Origin of the sequence: Streptomyces sp. ATCC 21386, assembly GCF_018728545.1 — a bacterium.
Taxonomy (GTDB): Bacteria; Actinomycetota; Actinomycetes; order Streptomycetales; family Streptomycetaceae; genus Streptomyces.
In genome coordinates this window covers 5,134,059-5,160,555 of record NZ_JAAVVL010000001.1, presented here as the reverse complement: position 1 = coordinate 5,160,555, position 26,497 = coordinate 5,134,059, and the positions used below count along the sequence as shown (strand labels likewise).

The 26,497-nt window shown below is 72.7% G+C and carries 24 protein-coding genes and 1 pseudogene; 10 read left to right on the top strand and 15 right to left on the bottom strand.

The genetic code is table 11. The features are described from left to right. Positions 1–19: 19 nt before the first annotated feature. The 3 genes from GWK25_RS21990 to GWK25_RS21980 all read right to left on the bottom strand — a co-directional run bounded on the left by GWK25_RS21990 (position 20) and on the right by GWK25_RS21980 (position 2,868). The gene (locus tag GWK25_RS21990; RefSeq protein ID WP_215452253.1) at positions 20–415 is read right to left on the bottom strand and encodes a VOC family protein; all 396 of its coding nucleotides are present in this window, start codon (positions 413–415) and stop codon (positions 20–22) included. Between the two features lie 159 nt (positions 416–574). Beyond that, positions 575–1,831, bottom strand: a complete 1,257-nt coding sequence (locus tag GWK25_RS21985) for a hypothetical protein (RefSeq protein ID WP_215452251.1) — start codon at positions 1,829–1,831, stop codon at positions 575–577. A 149-nt stretch (positions 1,832–1,980) separates the two neighbouring features. Beyond that, positions 1,981–2,868: a glycoside hydrolase family 19 protein gene (locus tag GWK25_RS21980; RefSeq protein WP_215452249.1), complete on the bottom strand. Its 888-nt coding sequence runs from the start codon at positions 2,866–2,868 to the stop codon at positions 1,981–1,983. A gap of 318 nt (positions 2,869–3,186) precedes the next feature. Here GWK25_RS21980 and GWK25_RS21975 point away from each other — a divergent pair, with 318 nt between their 5' ends. Then, positions 3,187–4,230: an acyl-CoA dehydrogenase family protein gene (locus GWK25_RS21975; protein ID WP_215452247.1), complete on the top strand. Its 1,044-nt coding sequence runs from the start codon at positions 3,187–3,189 to the stop codon at positions 4,228–4,230. Positions 4,231–4,253: 23 nt separating this feature from the next. On the opposite strand, the gene GWK25_RS21970 is transcribed toward GWK25_RS21975, so the two are convergent. From GWK25_RS21970 to GWK25_RS44790, 6 genes are all read right to left on the bottom strand, one after another. Further along, positions 4,254–5,396 carry an LLM class flavin-dependent oxidoreductase gene (locus tag GWK25_RS21970; RefSeq protein WP_215452243.1) on the bottom strand — a complete coding sequence of 381 codons (1,143 nt, stop codon included), beginning with the start codon at positions 5,394–5,396 and terminating at the stop codon, positions 4,254–4,256. Between the two features lie 25 nt (positions 5,397–5,421). Then, the gene (locus tag GWK25_RS21965) at positions 5,422–6,654 is read right to left on the bottom strand and encodes an SfnB family sulfur acquisition oxidoreductase (RefSeq protein ID WP_215452242.1); all 1,233 of its coding nucleotides are present in this window, start codon (positions 6,652–6,654) and stop codon (positions 5,422–5,424) included. A 4-nt stretch (positions 6,655–6,658) separates the two neighbouring features. Further along, positions 6,659–7,213: an NADPH-dependent FMN reductase gene (gene ssuE, locus GWK25_RS21960; RefSeq protein WP_215452241.1), complete on the bottom strand. Its 555-nt coding sequence runs from the start codon at positions 7,211–7,213 to the stop codon at positions 6,659–6,661. A gap of 59 nt (positions 7,214–7,272) precedes the next feature. Next, the gene (locus GWK25_RS21955) at positions 7,273–8,490 is read right to left on the bottom strand and encodes an acyl-CoA dehydrogenase family protein (protein ID WP_215452240.1); all 1,218 of its coding nucleotides are present in this window, start codon (positions 8,488–8,490) and stop codon (positions 7,273–7,275) included. A 13-nt stretch (positions 8,491–8,503) separates the two neighbouring features. Then, positions 8,504–9,613, bottom strand: a complete 1,110-nt coding sequence (gene sfnG, locus GWK25_RS21950; protein WP_215452239.1) for a dimethylsulfone monooxygenase SfnG — start codon at positions 9,611–9,613, stop codon at positions 8,504–8,506. Positions 9,614–9,761: 148 nt separating this feature from the next. Continuing rightward, on the bottom strand, positions 9,762–9,839 hold the full coding sequence (locus tag GWK25_RS44790) for a putative leader peptide (RefSeq protein WP_351405193.1): 78 nt from the start codon (positions 9,837–9,839) through the stop codon (positions 9,762–9,764). Positions 9,840–9,982: 143 nt separating this feature from the next. Between GWK25_RS44790 and GWK25_RS21945 the strand changes: the two genes are divergently transcribed. Then, positions 9,983–10,897, top strand: coding sequence for a LysR family transcriptional regulator (locus GWK25_RS21945; RefSeq protein WP_215452238.1), 915 nt, complete (start codon positions 9,983–9,985; stop codon positions 10,895–10,897). Between the two features lie 46 nt (positions 10,898–10,943). On the opposite strand, the gene GWK25_RS21940 is transcribed toward GWK25_RS21945, so the two are convergent. Both GWK25_RS21940 and GWK25_RS21935 read right to left on the bottom strand, forming a co-directional pair. Beyond that, positions 10,944–13,088, bottom strand: coding sequence for an MMPL family transporter (locus GWK25_RS21940; protein ID WP_251828972.1), 2,145 nt, complete (start codon positions 13,086–13,088; stop codon positions 10,944–10,946). A 158-nt stretch (positions 13,089–13,246) separates the two neighbouring features. Beyond that, a complete protein-coding gene (locus tag GWK25_RS21935; protein WP_374200631.1) occupies positions 13,247–13,765 on the bottom strand; it encodes a MarR family winged helix-turn-helix transcriptional regulator in 519 nt (172 codons plus the stop codon). A gap of 320 nt (positions 13,766–14,085) precedes the next feature. Here GWK25_RS21935 and GWK25_RS21930 point away from each other — a divergent pair, with 320 nt between their 5' ends. Further along, positions 14,086–15,447, top strand: coding sequence for a deoxyribodipyrimidine photo-lyase (locus GWK25_RS21930; protein ID WP_215452237.1), 1,362 nt, complete (start codon positions 14,086–14,088; stop codon positions 15,445–15,447). Here the strand turns inward: GWK25_RS21930 and GWK25_RS21925 are convergent. Next, the gene (locus GWK25_RS21925; protein WP_215452236.1) at positions 15,381–16,520 is read right to left on the bottom strand and encodes a MerR family transcriptional regulator; all 1,140 of its coding nucleotides are present in this window, start codon (positions 16,518–16,520) and stop codon (positions 15,381–15,383) included. The genes GWK25_RS21930 and GWK25_RS21925 overlap by 67 nt on opposite strands. Before the next feature lie 329 nt (positions 16,521–16,849). On the opposite strand from GWK25_RS21925, the gene GWK25_RS21920 reads away from it, so the two are divergent. Then, entirely contained in the window at positions 16,850–17,299 is a 450-nt protein-coding gene (locus tag GWK25_RS21920) for an SPW repeat protein (RefSeq protein WP_215452235.1), read from the top strand. A gap of 141 nt (positions 17,300–17,440) precedes the next feature. Here the strand turns inward: GWK25_RS21920 and GWK25_RS21915 are convergent, their stop codons facing one another. Then, a complete protein-coding gene (locus GWK25_RS21915; RefSeq protein ID WP_215457497.1) occupies positions 17,441–18,211 on the bottom strand; it encodes a metalloregulator ArsR/SmtB family transcription factor in 771 nt (256 codons plus the stop codon). Here GWK25_RS21915 and GWK25_RS21910 point away from each other — a divergent pair. The 4 genes and pseudogenes from GWK25_RS21910 to GWK25_RS21895 all read left to right on the top strand — a co-directional run. Then, positions 18,102–19,319: pseudogene (locus GWK25_RS21910) on the top strand (aminoglycoside phosphotransferase family protein); the annotation flags it as partial. The gene GWK25_RS21915 and the pseudogene GWK25_RS21910 sit on opposite strands and share 110 nt — an antisense overlap. Before the next feature lie 246 nt (positions 19,320–19,565). Continuing rightward, complete coding sequence (locus GWK25_RS21905) at positions 19,566–20,105, top strand: hypothetical protein (protein WP_215457496.1); 540 nt, start codon at positions 19,566–19,568, stop codon at positions 20,103–20,105. Between the two features lie 87 nt (positions 20,106–20,192). Then, the gene (locus GWK25_RS21900; RefSeq protein ID WP_215452234.1) at positions 20,193–20,456 is read left to right on the top strand and encodes a GlsB/YeaQ/YmgE family stress response membrane protein; all 264 of its coding nucleotides are present in this window, start codon (positions 20,193–20,195) and stop codon (positions 20,454–20,456) included. Positions 20,457–20,575: 119 nt separating this feature from the next. Next, positions 20,576–21,454: a GNAT family N-acetyltransferase gene (locus GWK25_RS21895; protein WP_215452233.1), complete on the top strand. Its 879-nt coding sequence runs from the start codon at positions 20,576–20,578 to the stop codon at positions 21,452–21,454. A gap of 7 nt (positions 21,455–21,461) precedes the next feature. Here the strand turns inward: GWK25_RS21895 and GWK25_RS21890 are convergent, their stop codons facing one another. After that, positions 21,462–22,256 carry a GNAT family N-acetyltransferase gene (locus GWK25_RS21890; RefSeq protein WP_215452232.1) on the bottom strand — a complete coding sequence of 265 codons (795 nt, stop codon included), beginning with the start codon at positions 22,254–22,256 and terminating at the stop codon, positions 21,462–21,464. 229 nt (positions 22,257–22,485) lie between these two features. Between GWK25_RS21890 and GWK25_RS21885 the strand changes: the two genes are divergently transcribed. Continuing rightward, positions 22,486–23,685: an acyltransferase family protein gene (locus tag GWK25_RS21885; RefSeq protein WP_251828971.1), complete on the top strand. Its 1,200-nt coding sequence runs from the start codon at positions 22,486–22,488 to the stop codon at positions 23,683–23,685. On the opposite strand, the gene GWK25_RS21880 is transcribed toward GWK25_RS21885, so the two are convergent. After that, positions 23,663–24,511 carry a GNAT family N-acetyltransferase gene (locus GWK25_RS21880; RefSeq protein WP_215452231.1) on the bottom strand — a complete coding sequence of 283 codons (849 nt, stop codon included), beginning with the start codon at positions 24,509–24,511 and terminating at the stop codon, positions 23,663–23,665. The genes GWK25_RS21885 and GWK25_RS21880 overlap by 23 nt on opposite strands. Positions 24,512–24,840: 329 nt before the next feature. Here GWK25_RS21880 and GWK25_RS21875 point away from each other — a divergent pair, with 329 nt between their 5' ends. Then, positions 24,841–26,496, top strand: coding sequence for an alpha/beta hydrolase (locus tag GWK25_RS21875; RefSeq protein WP_215452230.1), 1,656 nt, complete (start codon positions 24,841–24,843; stop codon positions 26,494–26,496). The last annotated feature ends 1 nt before the right edge of the window (position 26,497 follow it).

Here is a 26,497-nt window from a genome sequence, read left to right as displayed (position 1 = left end):
GTCGAAGGTGGGGACGGGATCAGTCGACGGCGGGCTGGAGGAGGTCCCAGCGGTTGCCGTACAGGTCCTCGAAGACGGCGACCGAGCCGTAGGGCTCGTGGCGCGGCTCCTCCAGGAACCTGACGCCCGCGGCCCGCATCCGGGCGTGGTCGCGGGCGAAGTCGTCGGTGTGCAGGAAGAACCCCACGCGTCCGCCGGTCTGGTCGCCGATCCGGCCGCGCTGCGCCTCGTCCTTGGCGCGCGCCAGCAGCAGTCCGCCGCCCTGCCCCTCGCTCCCGGGCTCGACGACGACCCAGCGGGCGCCGTCGGGCCGCGGTTCGTCCTCCACGAGCCGGAAGCCGAGTGCCTCGGTGTAGAAGCGGATGGCCTCGTCGTAGTCGTCGACCACGAGGGTGACCAGGGCTATGCGTCTCATCGGGGCCTCTCGGGTCGCTCTGGGTTCCCGGGAGGTTATACGTAACACGCACCGGACGGCAAGTGGCGTTCTTCCCGTGGCTCCGGGTGGCCCCCGGCACGACCGAGACCCCCCGCGATGCGGGGGGTCTCGGGGGCTCGGGAGTGCGTAGGCCCGCGATCACTCGCCGGGCGAGGCCTTGCGCAGGGCGGCGATGCACGTGCTCAGCGCCTGCTGAAGTTCCTCCAGGCGCTCCAGCATGTCGTCCTCGTAGATCGCGTCGAGGTCGACGGCGTCGTCGAGGGTCAGCTCCTCGAAGACCTTCGTCGCCTTCTGGAGGCTGCTGTAGAACTTGGTCCGCCGCTCCTGGACCCGCAGTTCGGGGTCGGACTCCACGGCCTGGACGACGAGTTCCTTGACGGTGTCGTAGGCCTCCGTCGCCCACTCTCCGGTGTCCTCGTCGTCGTCGAGCTCGTCGATGAGGGACAGGTGCCGCTCGGCCTCGGCGCGCAGTTCGGCGGTGGCGTCGATGACCTGCCCGGCCGGGGTCTTGACCTGCCCGTTCTCCACGATCTGCCGGACGTAACCGATCCGGCTGGCCGCCTGGGTCTCGCTGGCGACGGCCTTCTTCAGCTCGTCGGTGCGGGCGATGTCGCGGGCCAGCTCGGTCTGGAGAGCCGGGTCCTCCTTGAGGCGGTCCAGCAGGGCGGTGCGGGCCGCCTGGGCGGTGGAGGGGTCGGCGAGGATCGCGGCGCGCAGCGCGGTGGGGTTCTCGGCGACCTCCAGCGCCTTGGTCGGGCGGATGCCCTCGGCCTCTGCCGCCGCCGTGATCGCGGTGCCCCGGTCGGAGGTCGCGCTGGACCGGGAGCTGTAGTACGACAGCCACACGTCCGCGTCCGGGAGGTCGACCTCCTCGCCGGGGGCCAGCGCCTCGAAGTGCGGGACCATGCCGTCGTCGGCCGCCTTGTCCCAGGCCTTGTAGTACCGCATCACCCGCTCCGGCGAGCATCCCGCGAGCTCGGCGAAGTGCTTCGCCGACACCTTCGGCGTCTCGCCCGCCATCTCCCCGCCGGGCCGCACACTTCGCGCCACCTTCAGCGCGAAGGCCCAGCCTCCGGTGCGCGCGTATACCCCGAACTCCCGCGCGTCACGGGCGATTTGCTCGTCCACACCGTCGGCCGGGGTGGCGTCGACGGCCTCCTCGGCGGCGCCGTCCAGGCCGGCCGGCGCAGTCTCGTCGGACGTCGGCCGCGCGGGCGCCGTTCCCCCGGAGGACTGTGCGGGCACCTCGGGTGCGGGTACGGCCTCGGGGGTCCGCGTCTCGACCGCTCCGGGCTCGACCCAGAAACCCTCGTCCCCGGTCGGCGCCGCGCCGGTCGCGGGTGTCTCGTCGGCGGGTGGTACGGCCGATGCGGAGTGGGCGGTGGTTACGCTCACGAGTGACGCTCCCGGATGGTGACGAACGGCAGGGACAGAACCGGCAGCCTATATGAACCCGTTGATGCCGCTTTGCCTGGACACCCGCCCCGGTCGTGGCCCGACTGCCGCAGTCTCCCACGCAGCCGGGCGCGCACGACCGGGTCCCCTCAGCAGTACAGGTTGCCGCCCGCCGACGTGCCGAGGATCTGGACGAACCGCTGGTACGCGCTGACCCGGCTCTGCACCTGCGCGGGGTTCTTGCCGTCGCACTCCAGCGAGCCGTTGATGCTGCGGATGGTGTGTCCGAAACCGGCGCCGCTGACCATGGCGTTGTGGCCGGTCATGGTGCCGGGACCGGTCTGGGTGTTCCAGTACCACAGGGCGGTCTTCCAGGCGACGGCCGCGTCGTTCTGGACCAGCCAGGGGTTGCCCAGCAGGTTCAGGCCGAGCGCGTCGCCGGCCGCCTTGTAGTTGAAGTTCCAGCTCAGTTGGATGGGGCCGCGTCCGTAGTACGCCGCCTGTCCGGCCGGGCAGCCGTAGGGCCGCCCCCAGTCGCAGTAGGTGGGGTAGTTGGCGGTGTTCTGCTCGACGATGTGGACGAGGCCGCCGGTCTCGTGGTTGACGTTGGCGAGGAACGCCGCCGCCTCCTGCTTCTTGACGGTGTCGCTGCCCGTGGTGGCGAAGGCGGGGTAGGCGCTCATGGCAGCCCGCAGACCGCTGTACGTGTAGAACGAATTCCGGTTCGGGAACATCTGGTTGAACTGTGTCTCGCTCACCACGAACCCGGAGGGGTTGGTGGGGCCGTTCTCGCAGGCGTACGGCTCCCAGTACCAGGTGCTGATGGTGGGGTCGTACCCCGGGTTGTCGTGCTCGGCGATGTACGCCCGGCCGTCGGTGTAGCGCACGATGTCGCCGGTGACGTAGGACCGGCCGGCCACCCAGCTCGCATAGCTCGAACAGGGAGCCGCGGACGCGCTCTGGGCGGGCAGCAGCAGCGGGGTGGAACCGCCGATGAGCAGCGCGGTCAGCAGGGCGGATATGCGGCGCCTCGACACGTGACCAACTCCTTCGTGGAGCACGGCCGCCCCCGGGCGAGGGGCCGGAGGCATGGCTGTGACGCACCTCGCGCGCATGTGCCGGCGATGCCGGCCACGGCGTGGGGGCGGCCGTGGTGGGGGTGTGAGGCACACTCAAGCGCGTTGGTCTGTACCAGTCAAGGGTGTAGACCAGTCAACTCCCGGCCGCTCGCGCCCGACGACCCGTCAACAGACCGACGTGGCGCAGGTCACATGCCATGCGGGCGGATGGAGAACGTGTGATCTTCCGGTCCCGAAGATGTGATCTTTGGGCTCCGAGCCGGGGAGAATCACCCCATGACCACGTCACCGCACCCTCTCGTCGCCCAGGCGCGCGGACTCGCCGCCGAGGTCCTCGCGCCCCAGGCGGAGCGCGTCGACCAGGAGGGCGTGCCCGCGAGCACCGTCCAGGCGATCAAGCGGTCCGGGCTGCTCGGGGTGAGCGCGCCGGTGGCGTACGGCGGGGCGGGCGCGCCCGGCTCGGTGGCGCGGGAGACCGCCGAGATCCTGGCCGGGGCCTGCTGCTCCACCTGGTTCGTGCAGGCCCAGCACCACACACCCGTCCTGACCCTCGCGAAGAGCGAACTCCCGGCCCGGGAGAACCTCTTGGGGAAGCTGGCCACCGGCGAGCTGCTGTCCGGCGTCGCGTACGCGCATCTGCGGCGCTATCCGCAGGTCCCGGTCCGGGCGGTGCCCCGGCGTGGCGGCTGGCGGTTCCACGGCACGGTCCCCTGGTACACCGGCTGGGGCCTCAACGACGTGATGCTGCTGGCCGGCGTCACGGACGCGGACGAGGTGGTGTTCGCCTTCACACAGGCCCGTCCGCAGACCGGGCTGCGGGCCTCGGCGCCCATGCGGCTCGCGGCGCTCTCCGCCGCCCGTACGGTCTCGCTCCAGCTCGACGGGCTGTGGGTCCCCGACGACGCCTTGGCCCTGCACGCGCCGTACGAGTCGTGGGCCGCCAGCGACCGCCCCAAGCCGACGAACGCCTCGCCGGCGGTGTTCGGGGTCGCCGAGTCGGCCCTCGGCCTGCTCGACCAGGACGACCCCGCGACCAAGGCGCTCCGGCTGCGGCTCGACAAGGTGCGGCGGCAGGCGTACGCCCTCGCCGACCATCCGGCGCCGCACGAGCACATGGAGGAGCGGCTGGCCCTCAAGACGAAGGCGTTCGACCTGATGCGCACGGCGACGACGGCGGCGGTCGTCGCCGGCGGCGGACGCGCCATCGACCTGGACAGCCGGGCCCAGCGCCTGGCTCGCGAGGCGATGTTCCTCCTGGTGCAGGGCCAGACCCCCGAGGTTCGCCGCGCCCACCTCGCCTCGCTGTCGGCGGCGTACTGAACCGGCCGGGTCCGCGCGGCGGGTCAGCTCGCGAACGGCACCTGTGCCACGGGCGCGGCCGGCCCGGCGACAGGATGGCGCCACAGGCCCTGGGCGGCGAGGCGCGGCAGGACGCCCTCGCCGAACCAGTACGCCTCCTCCAGGTGCGGGTAGCCGGAGAGGACGAACTCGTCGATGCCGAGGGCGTGGTACTCCTTGATCCGCTCGGCGACCTCGTCGTGACTGCCGACCAGGGCGGTGCCCGCCCCGCCGCGCACCAGGCCGATGCCCGCCCAGAGGTTGGGGTGGATCTCCAGGCCGTCGCGGCCACCGCCGTGCAGAGCCAGCATGCGCCGCTGCCCCTCGGACTCGCTGCGGGCGAGTCCGGCCTGCACGGACCGTACGGTCTCGGGATCGAAGCCGTCGAGCAGCCGGTTCGCCTCCGCCCACGCCTGCGCGGCGGTGTCGCGGGTGATGACGTGCAGCCGGATCCCGAAGCGGAGCGTGCGGCCCTCCTTCGCCGCCGGCTCCCTGATCCAGGCGATCTTCCTCGCGACCTCGGCCGGCGGTTCGCCCCAGGTGAGGTAGACGTCGACGTGGCGGGCGGCGATCTCCCCGGCGATCGGCGAAGAGCCGCCGAAGTACACCTCGGGCACCGGGTCGGGCAGCCTGGCCAGCCTCGCGTCGTCGACCCGGAGGTGCTCGCCGCTCAGATCGACGGTCTTGCCCTCCCACAACCCCCGTACGACCTCCAGGAATTCGCCGGTACGGCGGTACCGGTCGTCCTTGTCGAGGAAGTCGCCGTAGGCCCGCTGCTCATGGCTCTCGCCGCCGGTGACGACGTTGAGGAGGAGCCGTCCGCCGGTCTGGCGCTGGAAGGTGGAGGCCATCTGGGCGGCGAGCGTGGGCGAGACGAAGCCGGGGCGGAACGCGACCAGGAACTTCAGGCGTTCGGTGTGCTGGGCGACCATCGCGGTGGTCAGCCAGGCGTCCTCGCACCAGGCACCGGTGGGGGTAAGCGCGCCGACGAAGCCGAGGTCCTCGGCGGCACGGGCGATCTGGCTCAGATAGCCGACCGTCGGCGGCCGGTCCCGCCCGGACTCGGTGGCGGGGGTGCCGTGACCGCCGCCGACGACATGGCGGCTGTCGCCGTTGGTGGGCAGGAACCAGTGGAAGGTGAGGGACACGGGGGGTCTCCTGTCTGAAGGGTCGTTAGAGGAGGCCGTGGCGGGGCGGGCGCGTGCCGTTCAGCGTGTACCGGCCGATGTGCTGCAGCTTCCAGCGGGTCGGATCGTGCAGGGTGTGGGTGCGGGCGTCCCGCCAATGCCGGTGCAGGTTCAGCGAGCCGAGCGCCGCTCGGGTGCCGGACACCTCGAACAGGGCGCTCGCCACCTCCAGGGCTGCCTGGGCCGCCTGCACCTTGGCAGCCGCCACGGCGATGGACGCCTCGGCCGCCGAGTCGTCCGTCAGGGCGTCACCCGCCCTGTCCACCGCCCGCGCGGCCTCCCGCAGCAGCGCCTCGGACGCCCTTACCTGGAGCGCGAGTTCACCGAAGCGCTGGATGAGCAGCGGGTCCGCGGCCGCCGTCTCGACGCCGCTCTCGAACCACGGCCTGCTCTTCGTCCGCACGAACTCCGCCGCCTCCGCGAGGGCGCCGGCGGCGATCCCGGCGTCGATGGCGGCGTGCAGCAACTGGGCGGAGGCTCCGTGCAGTTGGGGGCCCTCGAAGGTCAGGTGGTGCGGGAGTACCCGGTCGCCCGGCACCCGTACCCGCTCCAGGCGGACGGTGCCGCTGGCCGTCGTGCGCTGGCCGAGTCCGTCCCAGTCGTCGATCACTGTGACGCCGGGGGCGTCCCGGGGCACGAAGGCGACGTGGAGCGCGTCCTCCTCGGCGCGGGCCAGCACCGGGATCCAGTCGGCGAACAGGGCGCCCGTCGCGTAGTGCTTGACCCCGTCGAGTAGGTACGAACCGTCCAGCCGCGGTTCCAGCCGGGTGCGGATGTCCTGGACGTGCCGGGTGCCCGCCTCGGACTGGGCGTTGCCGAAGCGGCGCCCGGCCAGGAGCTCGCCGAAGAAGAACTCCCGCTGCCGCGGGGTGCCCTGACGCCGCAGCACATTGACGTAGGCGAAGTGGCTCTGCGGGATCTGGGCGAGGCTCGCGTCGGCGGAGGCGAGGAGCCGGAAGATCTCCGCGAGGGTCTCCTGGCTCACGTCCGCTCCCCCGTACGCGGCGGGCACGGTGACGGCGAGCAGCCCGGAGGCGGAGAGCCGGTCCACCTCCGCGCGTGGCAGGCGCCGTTCGGCGTCCCGCGCCGAGGCCCCGGGCCGGAACTCCTCGGCGAGCGCGGCGGCGACGGCCAGCGCCTCGGTCTCGTCGACGATGACCTTCGCGGCCGGGGGTCCGCCGAGGACGTCCGTGAAGGTGTCGGTGGGGATGTCGGTCATGGGGTCAGCTCGCCGCGGCCAGTACCGGTGCCGGCCCCAGCGCGCCCAGGAACTGGTCGACGACCTGGCCGAGGGCCTCGGCGGTGGCCGGGGCCACCGTGACCTTGCCGTCCTCCCCCACGGTGATGTCCTTGTCGAGGGTGAACCAGCCGGGGACGATGTGCCGGGCGCCCATGGAGCTGAGGACCGGCCGCAGCGCGTAGTCGAGGGCGAGGACGTGGGCGGTGGTGCCGCCGGTGGCCAGGGGCAGCACCGTCTTGCCGGTGAGGGCGTACTGCGGGAGCAGGTCCAGCAGGGCCTTGAGGACCCCGGAGTACGCGGCCTTGTAGACGGGGGTGGCGATGACGACGCCGTCGGCCCGCTCGAAGAGTTCGGTGGCCTCGACGATGGCGGGGTGCTTGAAGTCCGCGCCGAGCAGGGCCTGGGCGGGGACGGTGCGGATGTCGAGGGGCACGACCTCGTGGCCCTGGGCGATCAGACGGGCGTCCAGGTGGCGCAGGAGCTTCGCGGTGCGGGAGGAGACGGAGGGGCTGCCGGAGACGGACAGGACGGTGGCCATGGATCCTCTTTCTGGGGGCCCGGGGTGCCCGTGCGGACGGGCACCCCGGAGGGGAGCGGTCAGGAGTACCAGGTGGGTTCGGGCAGTTCGCCTTCGAGGACCCAGCGGCCGACCTCGCGGCGCTTGTAGGCGACGGGGTCGTGCAGGGTGTGGGTGCGGATGTCGCGCCAGAAGCGGTCGAGGCCCTCGGAGGTGGCGGTGGAGCGGGCGCCGGTCACCTCGAAGACGCGCGTCGCGATCTCCAGGGCCACATCGGTGGCACGGGCCTTCACCGCGGCCACCCGGACCTCGAAGTCGCCGCGTGCCTTCTCGGTGACGGCGTCGGGGTCGTCGTGCAGCCGCTGCCCCTCGACGGCGACGGTGTCGGCGAGGGCCTCGACCGCCCAGAGCTTCGCGGTCAGATCACCGTAGACGTCGATGACGTACGGCTCGTCCACCGCCCGCTCGTGACCGCCGTGCAGCCAGGAACGGGACTTGGTGCGGGTGTAGGTCGCCGCCGTCTCGAGCGCGCCGGCCGCGATGCCGAGGTAGGAGTTGACGAAGACGAGCTGGATGGTGGGGACGTTGAGGGTGTTGTACGTGCGCGGCCGGAACTCCTTGTCGACGTAGCCGGCGGCGGAGGACCACGGCGTGCGGACGCCGTCGAGGGTGACCCCGCCGCTCTCGGTGAGCCGCTGGCCGATGTTGTCCCAGTCGTCGTGGAAGGTCAGGCCGTCGCTGTCGGAGGGGACGATCGCGAAGACGTGGCTGTCGGTGCCCTCCAGGACGCCTTCGAGGACGGTGACGTCGGAGACCTTGCTGCCGGTGGAGAAGGACTTGCGGCCGGTGAAGACGAGGTTGTCGCCGTCCTCGGTGACCACGACGTCCCGGTCGCGCGGGTTGACCGCGCCGCCGAAGAACCAGCGGTTCCGGGCGGCCTCGGCCTCGACGTGCTCCCACTGTTCGCGGGTGCCGACCAGACGGGCGGCCCAGTTCCAGAGGTAGTGGTAGCCGAGGAGCTGGCCGACGGACCCGTCGGCCTTGGCGACCTCGCGGACGACGCGATAGGCGGTGGGCCAGTCCTGGCCCCCGCCGCCGTGCTCGGCGGGACCGAGCAGGGTGACCAGGCCGGCGTCCTTGAGCAGACGGACCTCGTCGTACGGGGTGGCCCCGGCGCGTTCGCGCTCGGCGGCGTCGGTGGCGAGGACGGCGGCGACCTCACCGGCGCGGGCGATCCACTCCCGGGCGGTCTTCGGGGCGGGGCCGGTCTTCCAGTCGGTGGGGGTGGCGGTGCTCATCTCGATGGCCTCCTCAGACCTGGGCGGGGACGGACTCGGGGAGCTGGGCCTCCAGTTCGCGCACCAGCGGCAGCACCCGCCGGCCGAAGTACTCGACCTCCTCCTGGTAGTGCAGGAAGCCGAGGAGAAAGAGGTCGACGCCGAGCCGCTTGTAGGCGACGATCCGCTCGGCGATCTGCTCGGGGGTGCCGATGAGGCCGGTGCGGAAGCCGTCGTTGTACTGGATGAGGTCCTCGAACCCGGAGTCCTGCCACATGCCCTTCCGGTCGCCCGTGGACTGCCCGGCCTGCTTCACCGCCGCGCCGAATCCCTCGACGGCCTCGATGTCGGCCTTGGCGACGATCTCCCGGAGGGTGTCGCGGGCCTCGGCCTCGGTGTCGCGGGCGATGAGGAACCCGTTGAGGCCGAAGCTGGGTGCCGTACGGCCTGCCTCGGCAGCGGATTTGCGGACGTCCTCGATCTGCTCGACGACCCCGTCGAAGTCCTTGCCGTTGGAGAAGTACCAGTCGGAGACCCGGCCGGCCATGGCGCGGGCGGCGGTGGAGTTGCCGCCCTGGAAGATCTCCGGGTGGGGCCGCTCGGGGGTGTTGAGGGGTTTCGGCTTGAGCGAGAAGTCACGCAACCGGTAGAAGTCTCCGGCGAGTTCGGCGTGGTCCTCGGTCCAGATCCGGCGCAGCGCGGTGATGAACTCCTCGGAGCGGCGGTACCGTTCGTCGTGTTCGAGCCAGGGCTCACCGAGGGCGGTGAACTCGCCCTTGAACCAGCCCGACACGACGTTGACGGCGAAGCGGCCGTTGGACAGATGGTCGGCGGTCGCGCCGAACTTGGCGAGCACCCCGGGGTGCCACAGACCGGGGTGGACGGCGGCGATGACCTTCAGCCGCTCGGTGGCGAGCAGCAGGGCGAGGCTGAAGCCGGTGGACTCGTGCTGGTACTCGGCGCCATAGCTCGCCATGTAGCGGACCTGGCTGAGGGCGTACTCGAAGCCGTTGTTCTCGGCGAGGACGGCCAGTTCGCGGTTGTAGTCGTACCCCCAGTCGGTGCGCTGCTCGATCTTGCTGGTGACGAGTCCCCCGCTGACGTTGGGGACCCAGTAGGCGAATTTCACGGGCGCGGCGGGCATGCGGAACTCCTGTCGCGGAATGTTTTCGGGCACGCTGAATTCAGTGGGCGCACGGAAATGCCGTGCACACGCCGATGCCGCACGGGGTGAGCGGGCGCGATGAATTCAGCGGGGAATGCGGAAAAGCGCGGCGGATCGTGGAGGGTGATCAGGCCGCGGCGCGACAGGAGGCGCTGGAGACGCGCGCGAGGTCGACATGGCGTCGCCGCGTGAGGTCCAGTCGCATCTTCATGCCGTCGATCGTGGCAGCCGCCGTCGACGGCCGTCAAGGAGAACCCGACCGGTCTCGTATCCCGGACCATTGCATTTCACGAAGGTGTGACAGGGAAACCCTTGAACACGCCGGAAATCGGCACGCATTCTGCTGCCGTGCGAACGGAACAGCTGGAATACATCACGGCGGTGACCAGGCTCGGTTCGTTGCGCCGGGCCGCCGACGAACTACGGCTCTCCCAGCCCGCGTTGAGCGAGACCGTACGGAATCTGGAGCGTGAACTCGGGGTCGATCTGCTGGAGCGCAAGCGGTCCGGAGCGACGATGAGCGCCTCGGGCCGGGAGCTGCTGCCGCACACCATCGGGGTGCTGGACGCGGTGGACCGGCTGCGGGCCGCGGCGGGCGAGCAGCACCGCATCAGCCGTATGGTCTGCCTGGGCACGGTCAACGCGGCAACCGTGCCGCTGCTCATCCCGGTGATCCGTGACTTCCGCGCCGAGCACCCGCTCACCCGGGTCGAGGTGGTCGGGGCCCAGCAGACCGACATCCAACGGGCGCTGCTGGAGGGGTCGTTCGACCTCGGGCTCGTCAACCACCTCGACGGTGACGACGTACCGGCCGCGTTCGAGACCACCGAACTGCTGCGGGGCCGGCCGGTGGTGGTCCTCCGGCCGGACAGCCCGCTGGCGGGCCGGGCGGCGGTGTCGGTGGACGACCTGCTCGCCGTACCGCTGATCGGGATGCGTTCCGGGTACGTCATGCACCGCTACGTCCATCGGCTCCTCGACGGCCGCGATCCCGCGTTCGCGTACTCCACCGACGGCGCCGAGATGGGCAAACTGATGGTCGCGGAAGGACTCGGGGCGACCGTCCTGCCGGACTTCAGCGTGATCGGCGACCCGCTCGAACGGCGCGGCGCTCTCGTCCACCGGCCGATCGCCGACGACACGACACGGGTGCTGCTGATGCTCCAGCGCCGCAGGGCGGACTCCGTGCCGCAGGGGGCGCGGGATCTGCACGAGGCGTTCGTCAGGCGGGCGCGGACGCTGGGCGCCCGGGCGAGTTCATGAACCGGCCCGGGGCGGGCTCATGACCCGCCCCGGGCGCGATCACGTCTCACCGGCCGGCGTGGCGACCCGCCGCCTCGCGGCCCACGGACTCGCCGTCCTCGGGCGTCCTGCCGTCGTCGGCCACCTCGCCGGAGCCCACCCTCCCCGGCCACCAGGCGCGCTCCCCGATGTCCCGCACCAGTGCCGGCACCAGCAGCGAGCGCACCACGAGGGTGTCCAGGAGGACGCCGAAGGCCACGATGAAGGCGATCTGGGCGAGGAAGGCCAGCGGAATCACACCCAGCGCGGCGAAGGTCGCCGCCAGGACCACGCCCGCGGAGGTGATGACCCCGCCCGTGCTGACCAGCCCGCGCAGCACGCCCTGGCGTACGCCATGCCGCAGTGACTCCTCGCGGACCCGGGACATGAGGAAGATGTTGTAGTCGACGCCCAGCGCCACCAGGAACACGAACCCGTAGAGCGGGACGGACGGGTCGGTCCCGGTGAAGCCGAACAGGTGCTTGAAGACGAGAGCGGAGACGCCCAGCGTGGCGAGGAAGTTCAGGGCCACCGTGGCGACCAGCAGCACCGGCAGCAGCAGCGAGCGCAGCAGACCGATCAGGATGAGGAGGATGACGGCGAGGACGACCGGGACGATGAGCGCGCGGTCACGCTCGGCGGTGCGCAGGGTGTCGTACTGCTGGGCGGTGTAGCCGCCGACGAGGGCGTCCGCGCCGGGCACGGCGTGCAGAGCGGTCCGCAGCCGGGCCACCGTCCGCTTCGCGGCGTCGCTGTCCGCGGCCGCGTCGAGGGTGACGTCGACGCGGACCCGGCCGTCGACGACCAGCGGCTCGCCGCCGGGGCGCCCGGACGCGGTGGCGGCCGCCGCGGCGGCGACGCCGTCGGTGTCGCGGGCGGCGACGAGCACCCGGTCCAGCCGGTCCGCGTCCGCGACGACCACGGCGGGGTTGCCGGAGCCCGCGGGGAAGTGTTCGCCGAGGGTCTTCTGGGCGGCGACGGAAGGCGCGCCGCCCACGAAGGTCTCGTCGAGGGGGACGCCCTTGGAGGTGAGGGTCGGCGCGAAGGCGGCGCCGGCGAGGAGGAGGACCAGGGTCACCGCCCACACCCGACGCGGAGCACGGTCGACGAGGTTCGCGACCCGCCGCCACACGCCCTCGCCCCGGCGCGCGGCGGCCGTGCGGGCGCCCGGCCTGGCGGGCCAGTAGGCGGCGCGGCCGAGGGCGACCAGGACGGCGGGCAGGAAGGTGAGCGTGGCGAGGACGGCGCAGGCGATGCCGATGGCGCCGACCGGGCCGAGCGCCCGGTTGTTGGTGAGGTCGCTGAGCAGCAGGGCGAGCAGGCCGAGCGCGACGGTCGCGGCACTGGCCACGATGGCGCCCCAGGACTGCCGCAGCGCGGCCCGCATGGCCGTGAACCGGTCGGCGCGGTCGGCGAGTTCCTCACGGAAGCGGGCGGTGAGCAGCAGGGCGTAGTCGGTGGCGGCGCCGATGACGAGGATGGACAGGATGCCCTGGACCTGCCCGTCGACGCGGACGACGCCCCGGTCGGCGAGGGCGTACACGACCGCGCAGGCGAGGCCCAGGGCGAACACCGCGCCGAGGATGATCACGAGAGGGAGCAGCACGCTGCGGTAGACGAGCAGCAGGATCACCAGCACGGTCAGGAGGGCGACGGCGAGCAGCAGGCCGTCGATGCCGGCGAAGGCGTCGGACAGGTCCGCCTGGCTCGCGGCGGGACCGGCCAGGTGGACGGTGGTGCCGGGCAGGCGTTCGGCGGCGGCACGGATTTGGTCGAGGGTCTCGGGCAGCCTGTCGCCGAGGTCGGGCCTGAGCGGGACCACTGCCCGCAGGGCTTCGCCGTCCTCCGAGAGGAGTACGGGCGAGGGCTCTCCCGTGACCCCGGGGGTGTCGGCGAGGGAGGCGAGGACGCGGTCGGCGGAGGCGCGCCGCTCCGCGAGACCGTCGCCCGTCCACACGACGATCGCCGGCAGCGTCTCGTCCTGCCGGAAGGCCCGCTGGGCGGAGACGACCTCGGTGGATTCGGCGCTGCGCGGCAGGAACGCGGCCTGGTCGTTGGTGGCGACCTCGCCGAGACGCCCGGCGTACGGGCCGAGGACTCCTCCGACCACGAGCCAGACGGCGATCAGCAGGAGGGGGACGAGCCGGCGGGCGCGTCGTGGGGTGGGGGACATGGTGCTCCAGGGTCCGGGCGGAGTTGCCTCGACGAGTGACCCAAACAGATGACTCAACGAAAAACAATCTCGATAATCGAGTTACTTCGCGGCCTGATCCTAGAGGTTCCGGTGCTCGGCCGGTTCAGCAGGGGGTTGATCGACCCGGCGGGGCCGGCTCAGCCGGACTGCTCGGCGCCGGCGCCGACGTCCGCGCCCAGTTCCTCGTTCATCGCCGCGAGGAAGCGCAGGACGACGGCCAGTTCCTCGGCGGTGAACCGGGAACGCGCGGCCTCGGTCGCCACCGCGAGGGGCCGGAAGTAGGTACGGGCCGTGACTCGCGCGTCGGCCGCGTAGTACAGGTGGACCACCCGGCGGTCGGCGCTCTCCCGGACCCGGCGGACGTGCCCGGCGCGCTCCAGCCGGTCCACGCACGCGGTGACCGCCCCGGAGGTCAGCCCGAGGTGTGCACGCAGCCGCTTCGGCGTCATGGGCGCATCCGCGTCCAGGATCGCCGCGAGCGCCTGGACGTCCGTCGCGTGTAGTCCGTGGTCGCCCGCGAAGGAATGCACCAGCCGGTTGATCTCGCCGTTCATCCGGCGCAGCGCCACGGCGAAGGCGTGCAGGTCGGTCGGCGCCCCGGAGACGGCACCCCCGTCGTTCTCCGGCTGCCGAGCGGGATCGTTCACTGTGGCCACGCGGCCAGCGTAGTCGCCGTACCGATCACCCGAACGCGCGGCGATGCTCCCCGGGCGCATCCGCGGCCGCGGTCGCGGTGGAAGTGATGTCGAGGGCCACGACGCCGGGCGCGGGGCGCGCGCGACCACGCTCCGGTGAGGCCTGGCCCCGCAACGCCGTGGCGCGCGGCGGCACGGCCCGCGCGCACCCGCTCCACATCCGCCCGATTCGCCCGATCCACCCGATCCGCCCGATCCGCCCGATCAATCCGATCCGTCCAATGCGCCCAACCCGTTCGATCCTCGTCCGCTTCCCCCCTCCCCCTCCCCGGAGTCCGTCCATGAACGTCTCGGTCGTCCTGTTCACCTCCGATCTGCGGCTGCACGACCATCCGCCGCTGTGCGCGGCGCTCGACGGATCACGGCAGGTGGTCCCGCTGTTCGTGCGCGACCGGGCCGTGGCCGCGGCGGGGTTCGCCGTGCCCAACCGGCTCGCGTTCCTCGCCGACTGTCTGCGTGACCTCGACGCGGGACTGCGTGAGCGGGGTGGCCGCCTGGTCGTGCGTTCCGGCGACGTGGTGGAGGAGGTGTGCAAGGTGGCCGCGGAGGCGGACGCCGACGAGGTGCATCTGGCGGCCGACGCCGGCGCCTACGCCCAGCGGCGCGAGGAGCGGCTGCGGCGCGCCCTGGAGGCCGAGGGCGTACGGCTGCACGTGCACGAGACGGTGACGACCGCCGTGGATCCCGGGGCGGTGACACCGGCCTCGTCGGACCACTTCTCGGTGTTCACGCCGTACTTCGGCCACTGGTCCCGGCAGCGGCTGCGCGACCCGCTGGCCGCGCCGCGGACGGTACGGGTGCCGGAGGGGATCGGCTCGGAGGAACCGCCCTCGCGGGCGGAGCTGTCCGGCCTGTCGCCGCAGCTGGCGGCCGGCGGTGAGACGGAGGGCCGCGCACGCTTCACCTCCTGGCTGCGGTCCGGCATCGCGGCGTACGAGGACCGGCACGACGACCTGGCGGGCGACGCGACCTCGCGGCTCTCACCGCATCTGCACTTCGGCACCCTCTCCCCCGTCGAACTGGTCCACCGGGCGCGCGGGGCGGGCGGCCCGGGTGCCGAGGCGTTCGTACGGCAGCTCGCGTGGCGGGACTTCCACCGCCAGGTGCTGGCCGTGCGGCCGACGGCGGCGTCCGTGGACTACCGGGCCAGGCACGACCGTTGGCGATCCGCTCCGGACGAGGTCGAGGCGTGGCGGGAGGGCCGCACCGGGTATCCGGTGGTCGACGCGGCCATGCGCCAGCTGCGCCACGAGGGCTGGATGCACAACCGCGGCCGTCTGCTGACGGCGAGCTTCCTGACCAAGACGCTGTACGTCGACTGGCGCGTGGGCGCCCGGCACTTCCTGGATCTCCTCGTCGACGGCGACGTGGCCAACAACCAGCTCAACTGGCAGTGGGTCGCGGGGACCGGCACGGACACCCGCCCCAACCGGATCCTCAACCCGGTCACCCAGGCGAAGCGGTACGACCCGGAGGGGGAGTACGTGCGGCGCTGGGTACCGGAGCTGGCGGACGTCGCGGGGCCGGCGGTGCACGAGCCGTGGAAGCTGCTCGGGTTGGACCGTGCGGCGCTGGACTATCCGGAGCCGATCGTGGATCTGGCCGAGGGACGGGAACGGTTCCTCCGGGGACGCAGGTCCTGACGCTGCGGATCACGAGGCTCCGCTTCCCCAGCCTCCGGATCGGCCGCTCCGGCGCCGGGGGACGGGGGCTCCGACCGGCCCACCTGCCCCCGCAGCCCCGACAGCACCTCCACCGCGTCGCCCAGCGAGGACGGCCGGACGGTGCCGGGCGCGGGGTGCCCGTGCCAGCCGGGGCCGCCCAACACGACGAGCGGCTGCCGGCGGGCGCCCTTCACGCCCCAGCGCGCGGCGGCGACATGACGGGCGAGGGGCAGGCTCGCCGTGGAGCGGGCCTGGGCCCACAGGACGACCGCCGCGGGGCCGAGCCGGTCGACCGCCGCGGTGAGCGCCTCGGCGGGGACGGCCGCGCCGAACATCCTGGTGGGCAGGCCGAGTTCGCCGAGAGCGGCGTTGAGGGCCTCCAGCGGGAGGGTGTGCTGCTCGCCCGGCACACACGCGAGCATGACCGGTCCCGGCGCGGTGGTGTCGTCCCGGGGCGCGGGCGGCCGGGTGTGGCGGCGCAGTGTGGTGGAGACGTGCCAGGACAGCAGATGCTCGACCTCCACGTAGCGGTCCCCGGAGGAGGCCCATGTGCGGCCCACCGCATGCAGGGTCGGCACCATCACCTCCTGCCAGGCGACCGTCAGCCCGTACCGTGCGACGGCCTCGGCCAGCTGCTCCTCCACCGCCGGGGCGTCGAGGCGTACGGCGGCGCGGGCGAGGCCCCGGCACTCCCTGCGGAGGTCCCCGGGGGCGGGCGGGACGGCGGCGCGGGACGGCCGGGGCGGCCCGCCGTCCGGCGTCCGGGTACGTTCGGGGTCCTCCTCCGCGCTGCGGCCCCCGGCCCCCTCCTTCGCCGCGCGGGCCGCCTCAGCCGGTGGCACCCCCGCCGCGGTGAGCCGGCACATCGCCTCGACGACCGTCACGTCCCGCGGGGTCCAGCGCCGGTGCCGGCCGTCGGCGCGGACCGCGGGCCCGATGCCGTAGCGGCGGTCCCAGGAACGCAAGGTGGTCGGCGACACGCCCAGCCTGCGGGCGAGAGCCCCGCTGGTGAGTCCCGGATCGGCAGGGTTTTCCTCCCCGTATGCGCCCATGCGGGCGACTATACGACGCAGAAGCGCTGCGAACCGAAGCCCGATCCGGCGAGATCGCCGCCCTGTGCATCCGAAGGCCCGCTTCCCACGGAAGTGCTGAAGGGGCGGGGCCGAACGACCGGGCCACTGCCGGTCGAGGGCGCGGCCCCGTCCAGGCCCGTCCCCGAGGTGCGGTCGGCGCCCCTCGGGGACGGCCGTCATCCCCCATGGTCCACTCCGTCCCGACCACTACACATAAAGGCAAAATAAGCGCAGAATGAACGTACGCGGCGCTTACCGCATACCCCACCAGACGCGGTCAGGCCTGCGGAGTTCAAAGGAGTCGACTCATGGCCAACGTCTCACACAGGAGTGACATATCCAGTCACCCCGACGCACCCGAAATGCAGGCTCGGTACGCCCGCATGCTCGGCGGTCGCGACGTGGCGCTCGTGGACGGACCGGTGTTCCTGCTCGGTCTGTACTGCGCCGTGTCCCCGTGGATACTCCACTTCACCACGAGCCAGCCCGCGCTGGTGCCCCACAACCTCATCGTGGGCATCGCGATCGGACTGCTGGCCCTCGGCTTCACCGCCGCACCGGAGAGGATGTACGGCCTGAGCTGGGCCATGGGCGCGCTGGGTGTCTGGATGATCATCTCGCCATGGATCGTGGGCGAGAGCCCGGACGCCGGGGTCGTGGTCAACAACATCATCATCGGCTGCCTGACCCTGCTGCTGGGGCTGATGTGCGCCGGCGTCGCGGCCAAGGGCGGCACCCGAGGGGGCCGCACCCCGTAGGGGTGACCAGAACGCCCGCGAGGGGTAACGGCGGCCGGTCCGCTCAGGCGGACCGGCCGTCGCCGTTTTCCCTCGGGCGGACCGGCCGTCGCCATTCACCCTCGGGCGGCCACCGCCGTTCCCGGCCCGACGATCCGCCGCTCACCCTCGGGCAGGCACCTCCCACGGCTGCTGCGGCAGGACACGGCCGGTCTCCAGCAGCGACTTGAGGTTGGACAGCACCGCGGGCCAGCCGAAGGACACCTCGGCGAGCGCGCCCTCGTCCTGCAGATCCTCGTGGGTCACGGTGAGCCGCACGATGTCGGCGTGCGGCTCGATGTCGAAGGTGACCCGCGAGCAGGTCTCCTCCCTGCCTTCGTTCTCCGGGGAGGCCCAGGTGGTGACCAGCCGGGTCGGGGGCTCGCTCACCACGACCGTGCCGACGACGTCCTCGACACCGGAGCCGTCGGTGCGGACATGGGCCCAGCGCGAGCCCTGCCGCCAGTCCGACTCGTTGCGGTGCCCCCAGTAGTCGGCGGTCAGATCGGCGCTGGTCAGTGCCTCCCAGACCTTCTCGGGCGTGCTCGCGATGTAGGTGACGTACACGAATGCGGGCTTGTCGGTCATGGCTTCCTCGGCTCGTCGTTTCACGGCACCGAGCGCTCTCAGCCGGGGGCGCTCGAACTTGTCGATCCACCGCTCCTGCATCTCGTGGAGCGGGACCGGATTGAGGTAGTGCAGCTTCTCCCGCCCCCGCCGCACCGTGCTGACCAGGTTGGCGGCCTCCAGGACGCCCAGGTGCTGCGTCACCGACTGCCGCGCCATGTCGATCCGCGCGCACAGCTCGCCCAGGGTCTGCCCGTTGTGCTCGTGCAGTCGGTCCAGCAGCTTCCTGCGGGTCTCGTCGGCCAGCGCCCTGAAGACCTTGTCCATGCCGGGATCGCTCTCTGATCGCACACCCCACGTTATGCAGGTAATTACCTGCATGTCAATCGTCGAGGCCGCGCCGCACACTGTCGCCGTGAGCCGAACCTTCAGCGCCCTGGTGACTTCGGGGGCGGACCTACTGGGCGTCACCGGCCCCTTCCCCGTCGACGTCCCGTGGTGGGCCGAGGTCGAGCCCGTCGTGGAGCGGCTGGAACGCGCGCTCGGCGTGACCGTGTACGTGGTGCGGCTGCTGCGTGTCGACGGCGGTGAGGGCGGGCGCGACGGGCATGTGACGTACCACGTCGAGGCGTTGGAGCGCCCCGCGTCCGACAGCCCGGCGCTCCGTCCCGCGGATCGGGGCACGCGCGCGCTGCTGGAGACGGACAACGCCCTCCGCTCCCCCTGGGCACGCGCGGACGGGCTGCGTGAACTGCTCGGCTGGGCCTCCCGGACGCTGGCCGCGCTGGGGCGGCCGGTGACGGGACCGGTCCGGCAGCGGCGGACCTGGAACCTGGCGGGTCTCTTCAGGCTGCCCACCGGGCAGGGGCCGGTCTGGCTCAAGGCGACACCGCCCTTCGCCTCCGACGAGGCCGCCGTCATCGCCGCGTTCGCCCGCGTCGACGCGGGACTCGTCCCGACGGTCCTCGCCGCGGACGAGCGCCGGATTCTGCTGGAGCACGTCCCGGGAGAGGACTGCTGGGCGGCCGACGCCGCGACGGTCGAGGCGGGAGTACGCCGTACGGTCGCCGCGCAGGCCGCCCTGGCCCGCCACGAGCCGCCACGTCTCCGGGACCGACGGGACCCGGTCCTGACCGGGCTGGTGCGTGACCTGCTCGACGGACCGGCCGCACCCGGCCTCACCGCACAGGAACGGGCCGGGGCACGCGAGTTGACGGGCCGCTGGGAGCGGCTCGCCGAGTGCGGCCTCCCCGACACCCTGGTGCACGCCGACTTCCACCCGGGCAACTGGCGCGGCGACGGCGGGTCACCGGTCGTCATGGACTTCGCCGACGCCCACTGGGGCAACCCCGTACTGGACTGTCTGCGCCTGTACGACTTCCTCCCCGAGGCGGTGCGCGGCACGGCCGTCCGGGTCTGGGTCGACGCCTGGAGGACGCACGCCCCGCAGAGCGACCCGGCCCGCGCACTCGCCCTGGCCGAGCCGCTGGCACACCTCACGTACGCCGTGCGCTACCAGGAGTTCCTCGACGGCATCGAGCCCTCGGAACGGCCGTACCACGAGGGCGACCCGGCGGCGGCGATCCGCAGGGCCCTTCACTGCCGGAGGCATCCCGGCCTCGGCTCGACAGAGATGGTGGACCGGACGGAGACGGCGGAGCAGATGGAAACGGTGGACCAGCTGGATCGTGCCGAGGTGCTGCTCATCGGCGGTCGGGCCGGGGTCGGCAAGTCGACCGTGGGCTGGGAGATCTCCGACCGGCTGCGGGTCGCCGAGGTCCCGCACGCCCTCATCGAGGGCGATTTCCTGGGACAGGTGCACCCGGCGCCCGCGGACGATCCGCAGCGCGCCGCGATCGTGGAGCGCAACCTCACCGCCGTGTGGGGCAACTACGCGGCCCTCGGTCACCGCCGGCTCGTCTACACGAACACCCTGAGCGTGCTCTCCGGGACGGCGGACACCTTCCGGCGGGCGATGGGCGCCGATGTCCGGATCGTACGGGTACTCCTGACCGCCTCGGACGAGACGACCGAGCGACGGCTCCGGGGGCGGGAGATCGGCTCCGAGCTGGAGCGGGAGCTGACCGGCAGCGCGCGCAAGGCACGGCTGCTTGACGAACGGGCGCCGGCGGACACCGTCCGCGTCGCGACGGACGGGCGCACCGTCATGGACATCGCGGCGGAGGTGCTCGCCGTCACGGGATGGGTGCCGGGCCCGTGAAGAAGGTGAAACGGAAACGGACTGCACTCGCGTTCGAAGGGCACTCGCACGGTTGCGGGGATCCCGACGACAAGGGGCGGAGTTCAGATGGAGATCGACGGCATCATCAGCGCCATCGTCATCGGCATTGTCATAGGCGTGCTCGGCCGGCTCGTCGTACCGGGTCGGCAGCGCGTCGGCATCCTGCTGACGATCCTCGTGGGCATCGTCGCCGCGCTGATCGGCAGTGCGATCGCGGCGGGGATCGGTGTGGCCGACACCGGCGGCGTCGACTGGATCGAGTGGCTGATCCAGATCGCCCTGGCGGCCCTGGGAATCGTGGCCCTCGACCGCGGCCGGGCTCGACGCTGAGCGGCCCGGGACCGACGGCGGGCGCCTGCGCACGTCCATAATCTCGTTGCGGGTGATCGCGCCCGGCGGCTAGCGTCGCCGGGCGCCGCCGTTCGCCCGTCGACCTTCCCGGAGGGCCGTTGTCCCCGCGCGTCACCCATCTCACCGACCCAGCCGCCACCCCGTCGAGCCGTCGGCTCGCCTGGCTGGCGACCGGCGAGGACGGCACCCCCCTGGGAACGGCCTTCCTGCGGGTGTTCACCAAGGAGGGGCAGCTCCATCTCGCGGAGCTGGACGTCCGCGTGCACCCTGCCGAGCGGCGGCGGGGTGTCGGTACGGCGCTGCTCGACGCTGCGATCGTCTCGGCCCGGGAGGACCGGCGCCGTGCCGTCATAGCCCAGGCCGACCGGGGCTCCCCCGGCGACGCGTTCCTCGCTGCGCGTGGTTTCCGCCGGGTGCTGACCCTGACGTACGCCCGGCTCGAACTCTCCGGGATCGACCCGGACCACATCACCCGGATCCTCGAACAGCCCTGCCCCGGCTACCACTTGACCCGGTGGACGGGCCTCGTGCCGCCGGAGCTCGCCCGCACCTACGCCGCCTCGCGTCGCGCGATGGACGACATGCCGATGGGCGACACCGACTACGGCCAGGTCGTCTGGGACGTCGAGCGGGTCGTGGCGGCCGCCGAGGCGATCGCGCGGCGCGGCGACACGCTGTACACGGTTGCCGCCGTGCACACGTCGAGCGGCACGATCGTCGGCTTCTCGGAGCTGGTCCTGCCGGGTGACGGCAAGGGCGAGGGGCAGCACTACGGCACGGCCGTGCTGCCCGAGCACCGGGGCCACGGTCTCGGGCTGCGGATGAAGGCGGAGGCGATCCGCCACGCCCACGCCCTGGCCCCGGACCTGGCCCTGCTCACCGACACCGCCGAGGAGAACCTCCCCATGCGCCAGGTCAACGAGGCGCTCGGCTACCGGCCGACGCACACGGCGATCGAGTACCAGCTCGACCTGTGACCGGCGCTCAGGCCGCGGCCGCGCTGCCCACCGCGTACTCGTACGGCGTGGTGGTCGTGAGCGGCTCGAAACCGAGACGGGCCAGGATCGGGCGGCTGCGGGCCAGCGCGTCGACCTGGACGTAGCGGTAGCCGCGGTCGGCCGCGACACGGGCGCGGTGGGCGACCAGGGCCCGGTAGACACCCCGGCCGCGCCAGCCCTCGACAGTGCCACCGCCCCAGAGCCCGGCGAAACGGGTGTGGGGCAGCAGCTCCATCCGGGCGGCGCTCACCGGTACGTCCCCGGCGAGCGCCACGACGGCCACGACCGTCTCGGTGTCGCCGGTGAGCTGGGCCAGCAACTGGTGGCGCATCCGGGAGCTGTCCGTGCCGAAGGCCTTCTCGTGGACGTCGGCCACCAGGTCCACGCCCGCGCGGTCGGTGACCGGCAGGATCCGTACGCCCTCGGGCGGCTCGACGTCGAGGGTCAGGTCGGCGACCTCGGCGACCATCAGCGTCTCCTCCGGAGCGGGCGTGAAACCGGCCGCGCGCAGGCGTCTTCCCAGATCGACGGGGAGGTCGTGGCCGTACAGCTTCCATTCGAAGTCGCGTCCGAGCCCGGAGAAGTACCGGATCTGCTCGGTGATCGCCGCGTCGGCGCCCGCCTCGTCCAGGTCGGACCAGACGACACCGCTCCAGCCGTGCTCGGAACCGACCTGGCGCACCACCCCGCCCACGCGCTCGATCCGGGCCCCGGGCCCGTCGGGGCGGGCGCCCTCTCGCATGTCCCGGTCGAACAGTGCCAGCACAGCAGCGTGATCCATGGTGCTCACTCCATCACCAGTCGTTCGCCCTGGCAACGGAATTCATCCCTTTCTCACCACTCGGTGGTGCTACGGGCGGGTCCCGGTGTCCGGGACGGTCGGGCGGGTGGGACTCGCACCGGCGGTTCCACGCCAAAAACCGTCGGTGGTGTCGTCGAGGACGACTGGGACCGGCGGGACGGGGCAGGCGGTCCGGGTTCAGTCGTCGTCGTCCGGAGACCACTCAGCGATGCCCGAAGACGTGGTGCAGCACACCCGCCCCTCCGCCGCCGCCCCACCCGAGGGGAAGGAACGCCGGGCAGGGCGGGCCTCGCGGGACCCGTACTTCGACAACGCCAAGTACCTGACCATCGTCCTGGTGGCGTGCGGGCACGCGTGGGAGCCGCTGACGTACGGCAGCCGGGCGGCCACGGCCGCGTACCTGACGGTCTACGCGTTCCACATGCCGGCCTTCGCCCTGATCTCCGGGTACTTCTCACGGAGTTTCGACATGGCGCCCGGCCGTCTGAAGCGGCTGCTGACGGGCGTGGCCCTGCCGTACGTCGTGTTCGAGACGGCGTACACGCTCTTCTACCGGTGGGCGCAGGACGACCCGGGCTATCCGCTGAGCCTGCTGGACCCCTGGTACGTCATGTGGTTCCTGGTCGCGCTCTTCATCTGGCGGCTGACCACACCGCTGTGGCTGATGCTGCGTCACCCGCTGCCGGTCGCGCTGGCCCTGGCGACGCTGGCGGCGGTCTCACCGGATCTCGGCGGCGACGTCTCCATCCAGCGGGTGCTCGGTTTCCTGCCGTTCTTCGTGCTGGGCCTGACCCTGCGGGCCTCGCACTTCGAACGGCTGCGCACACGCCGGGTCCGGCTGTCGCTGCTCCCGGTCGGTCTCGGGGCGCTCGTGGGGGCCTACTGGGCGGCGCCGTGGTTCGACGCGGGCTGGTTCTACCACCGGGGCAGCGTCACCGGCCAGGGCGTCACCCGCTGGGCCGGCCTGCTGACCACGCCCGCCCTGTTCGCTCTGGCGGTGCTGCTGACGGCCTGCTTCCTGGCCTGGGTGCCGGGTCGGCACCTGTGGTTCACGGCGCTGGGCGCGGGCACGATGTACGGCTATCTGCTGCACGGCTTCGTGATCAAGTGGGCGCGTTTCCGGGACTGGTACGCCGTCGAGTGGCTGCACACCCCGCTCGGGGAACTCGCGGTCACGGCGGTGGCGGTCGGCGGCATCACCCTGCTGTGCACGTCCCCCGTACGGGCCGCGCTCCGCTGTGTCGTCGAGCCTCGCATGGAGTGGGCGTTCTCGAAGAGCGGCGCCGCCCCGCCGGGCGACGCCGCTCCCGCCTCCGCGCAGGCCCGGCGCGAGGCTCCCCCTGAGGCCCGGCGGGAGGCTTCCGCGGTGGCCCGCCGGGAGACCCCTAGCCGAGCTCCAGGGTCGTGACCCCGAAGACCCGCTCCGCCGCGTACGGCCGGATCGGGCCGGTGTACATACGGGCCGTCTCGAAGGACGGCGTCAGCCCGTACTCCTCGACGAGCGCCACGGCGGCCGTGTTCGGCTCCGGCACGTCGACGGCCAGCTCGCGGCCGGCGGCCTCGGCGGCGAGCCCGGCGAACAGCGCACGGGCGTCCTCGGCGGTGTCCGCGAACAGGGGACCGATGCGCAGGGCGTCCCGGCCGGGCCGGATGACGCCGTAGCCGGTGAGCCGCCCGTCGACGATCCGCGCGAGGGCCCGGTGTCCGTCGGCGGTCAGCCAGCGCTCCAGGAAGCGGGGGCGGTCGGCCGGGTGGCAGGCCCTGTCGTACGGCGCCAGGAGCCGGGCGTCGTCGACGGGCCGGACATCGGCCGGGACGGCGGTCCGCGGCACCACGCCGGAGTACCGGAAGGTGCGGTGGGCGGACTCGAAGCCGGACCGGCGGTAGTTGTCCTGCTGCGCGACCACGCCGTCGAGGCCCACGGTGCGGTCGCCCGCGTGGGCGAGCGCGGTCTTCCAGGTGGTGAGGCCGTGGCCCCGGCCGCGCAGGTCCGGGCGGACCAGGTAGAACCCGAGGAAGGCGTAGTCGTCGCCGTAGGTGACGACGGAGACGGCGGAGACCGGTTCCCCGTCGAGCCGGCCGATGAAGAAGCCCTCGGGGTCCTGTGCGAGGAAGCACGCCGGGTCCGACAGGCCCGGGTTCCAGCCCTCGTCCCCCGCCCACCGGGCGACCACCGCCCAGTCGTCGACGCCGGCCCGGGTGACGACGAGGTCCTGATGGCCCGGAGAGGTCATCTCTGCGCTCCTTCGCTGAGGTCGCGAGTGCGCGGCCGCCGCGCGACCGCGGGCAACGGTGGTCGGCCGCGCCCCGCAGCATCCTCGCCGAAGCCCGCTCGCACCCGCGACGCCGGAAACGGCCGGCCCGCGGCGCGCCTCGGCCGCTCCGGCAGCCCGTTTCACACGTACGAGCGACGCCGCGCACCGCCGGTGGGACTTCCTGGCGCGGCGCAGAGTAAGGCACTCCCGGGCGGTCCGCCCGCCGGGAGGCGTGGCCCCGGCGGGCCGCCTATGGTGATCCGGGGGTCGTCCCCGGCCGCCCTGGCCGGGCTTCCCTGGAGGCACGCATGCGGTCCACGCACAGACGGCGCCCTCTCACCGGAGCCGCGGTCGCGGTGCTCGCCCTGCTGGGCGCCGGGCTGCCCGCCGTGACGGCGGGCGCCGACGACGACAAGGACGACGCCCGGCCCGACCTGAGCCGCTTCTACGACCAGAGGATCAAGTGGTCGAAGTGCGAGGGCGCGGAGATGCCCCGGGATCTGCGCTGCGGCAAGGTCACCGTGCCGCTCGACTACACCCGGCCCGAGGCGGGCACCCTCGACCTGGCGATGGCCCGCTATCGGGCCACCGGCGACGCACGCGGCTCGCTGCTGCTGAACTTCGGCGGCCCCGGCGGCCCGGGGGTGCCCGAACTCGCCTACGGCGGCGAGGACTTCATGGATCTCACCAAGGGCTACGACGTCGTGACCTTCGACCCGCGCGGGGTCGGTCGCTCCTCCCCGGTCAGCTGCGGCGACGGCACCGACGAGGCCCTGGAGGCGACCGACGGCGGTGAGGACGCCGACGACCCGGGGACCGCGCTCGCGAGGCTGCGGCGGGCCGCCGCCGAGTGCCGCGAGAATTCGGGGCCGGTGCTGCCGCACATAGGCACCCGCAACGCCGCCCGCGACCTCGACGTGATGCGCGCCGCCCTCGGCGACAAGAAGCTCAACTACCTCGGCTTCTCCTACGGCACCCGGCTGGGCGCGGTGTACGCCGCGCAGTTCCCCCAGCGGGTGGGCCGGATGGCCCTCGACGGGGTGGACACCCTGAGCGAACCGCTGACCGAGCGGGGCCTGGTGGGCGCCCAGGGACAGCAGAAGGCGCTGGAGGACTACCTCGACGCCTGCACCGAGGAGCTGACGTGCCCGTTCGGACAGGACGCCCGCTCGGCCCGTGAGCAGGTCGTGGCGCTGGTCGACTCGCTGGACGAGCACCCCCTGCCGTCGGACTTCGGGCCGGACTTCACGGGCCAGGACCTGGTGGGCGCCATCGGCCACGCCCTCTACAGCGAACAGCTGTGGCCCATGCTCACCCAGGCGCTGAACATGCTCGTGCACGACGGCGACACGCGCGGCGTCATGGCACTCACCGGCGGCGGCTTCGCCCCGCCGGCCACCCCGTACCGCGTCGCGGCGTCGTACCGCGTCGCGGCGCCGGGCCGCCCGCACGAACCCCCGGATCCCACTCCGTCCGCCTCCGCGACCCCGCACGACGGGCTGGTCGACATCGAGGAGATCCCGCTGGACAACCTCCCGGCCGCGCTCATGGCGATCAACTGCGCCGACGACCCCGACCGGCCCTCCGCCAGGAAGATCACCGACAATCTGCGGGACCTGCGCGCCGCCTACGAGGACGCCTCCCCCGTCTTCGGCCGGTTCCGGCTCACCCAGGTGCTGATGTGCTACGGCCGCCCCGCAGGCAGCGACTACATCCGCGAGGAGGTGCGGGACGTCGACACCCCGAAGATGCTGCTCGTGGGCACCCGCGGCGATCCGGCCACGCCCTACCGCTGGACCGTGGAGACGGCGAAGCGGCTGGGCCCCTCGGCGGTCGTCCTGGACAACAAGGGCAAGGGGCACACCGGGTACGGGTCGTCGAAGTGCGTGCACGCGAAGGTCGACGACTTCCTGCTGTTCGGGACACTGCCCGACGACGGAAGTTCATGCGGAGTCGACGACTGAG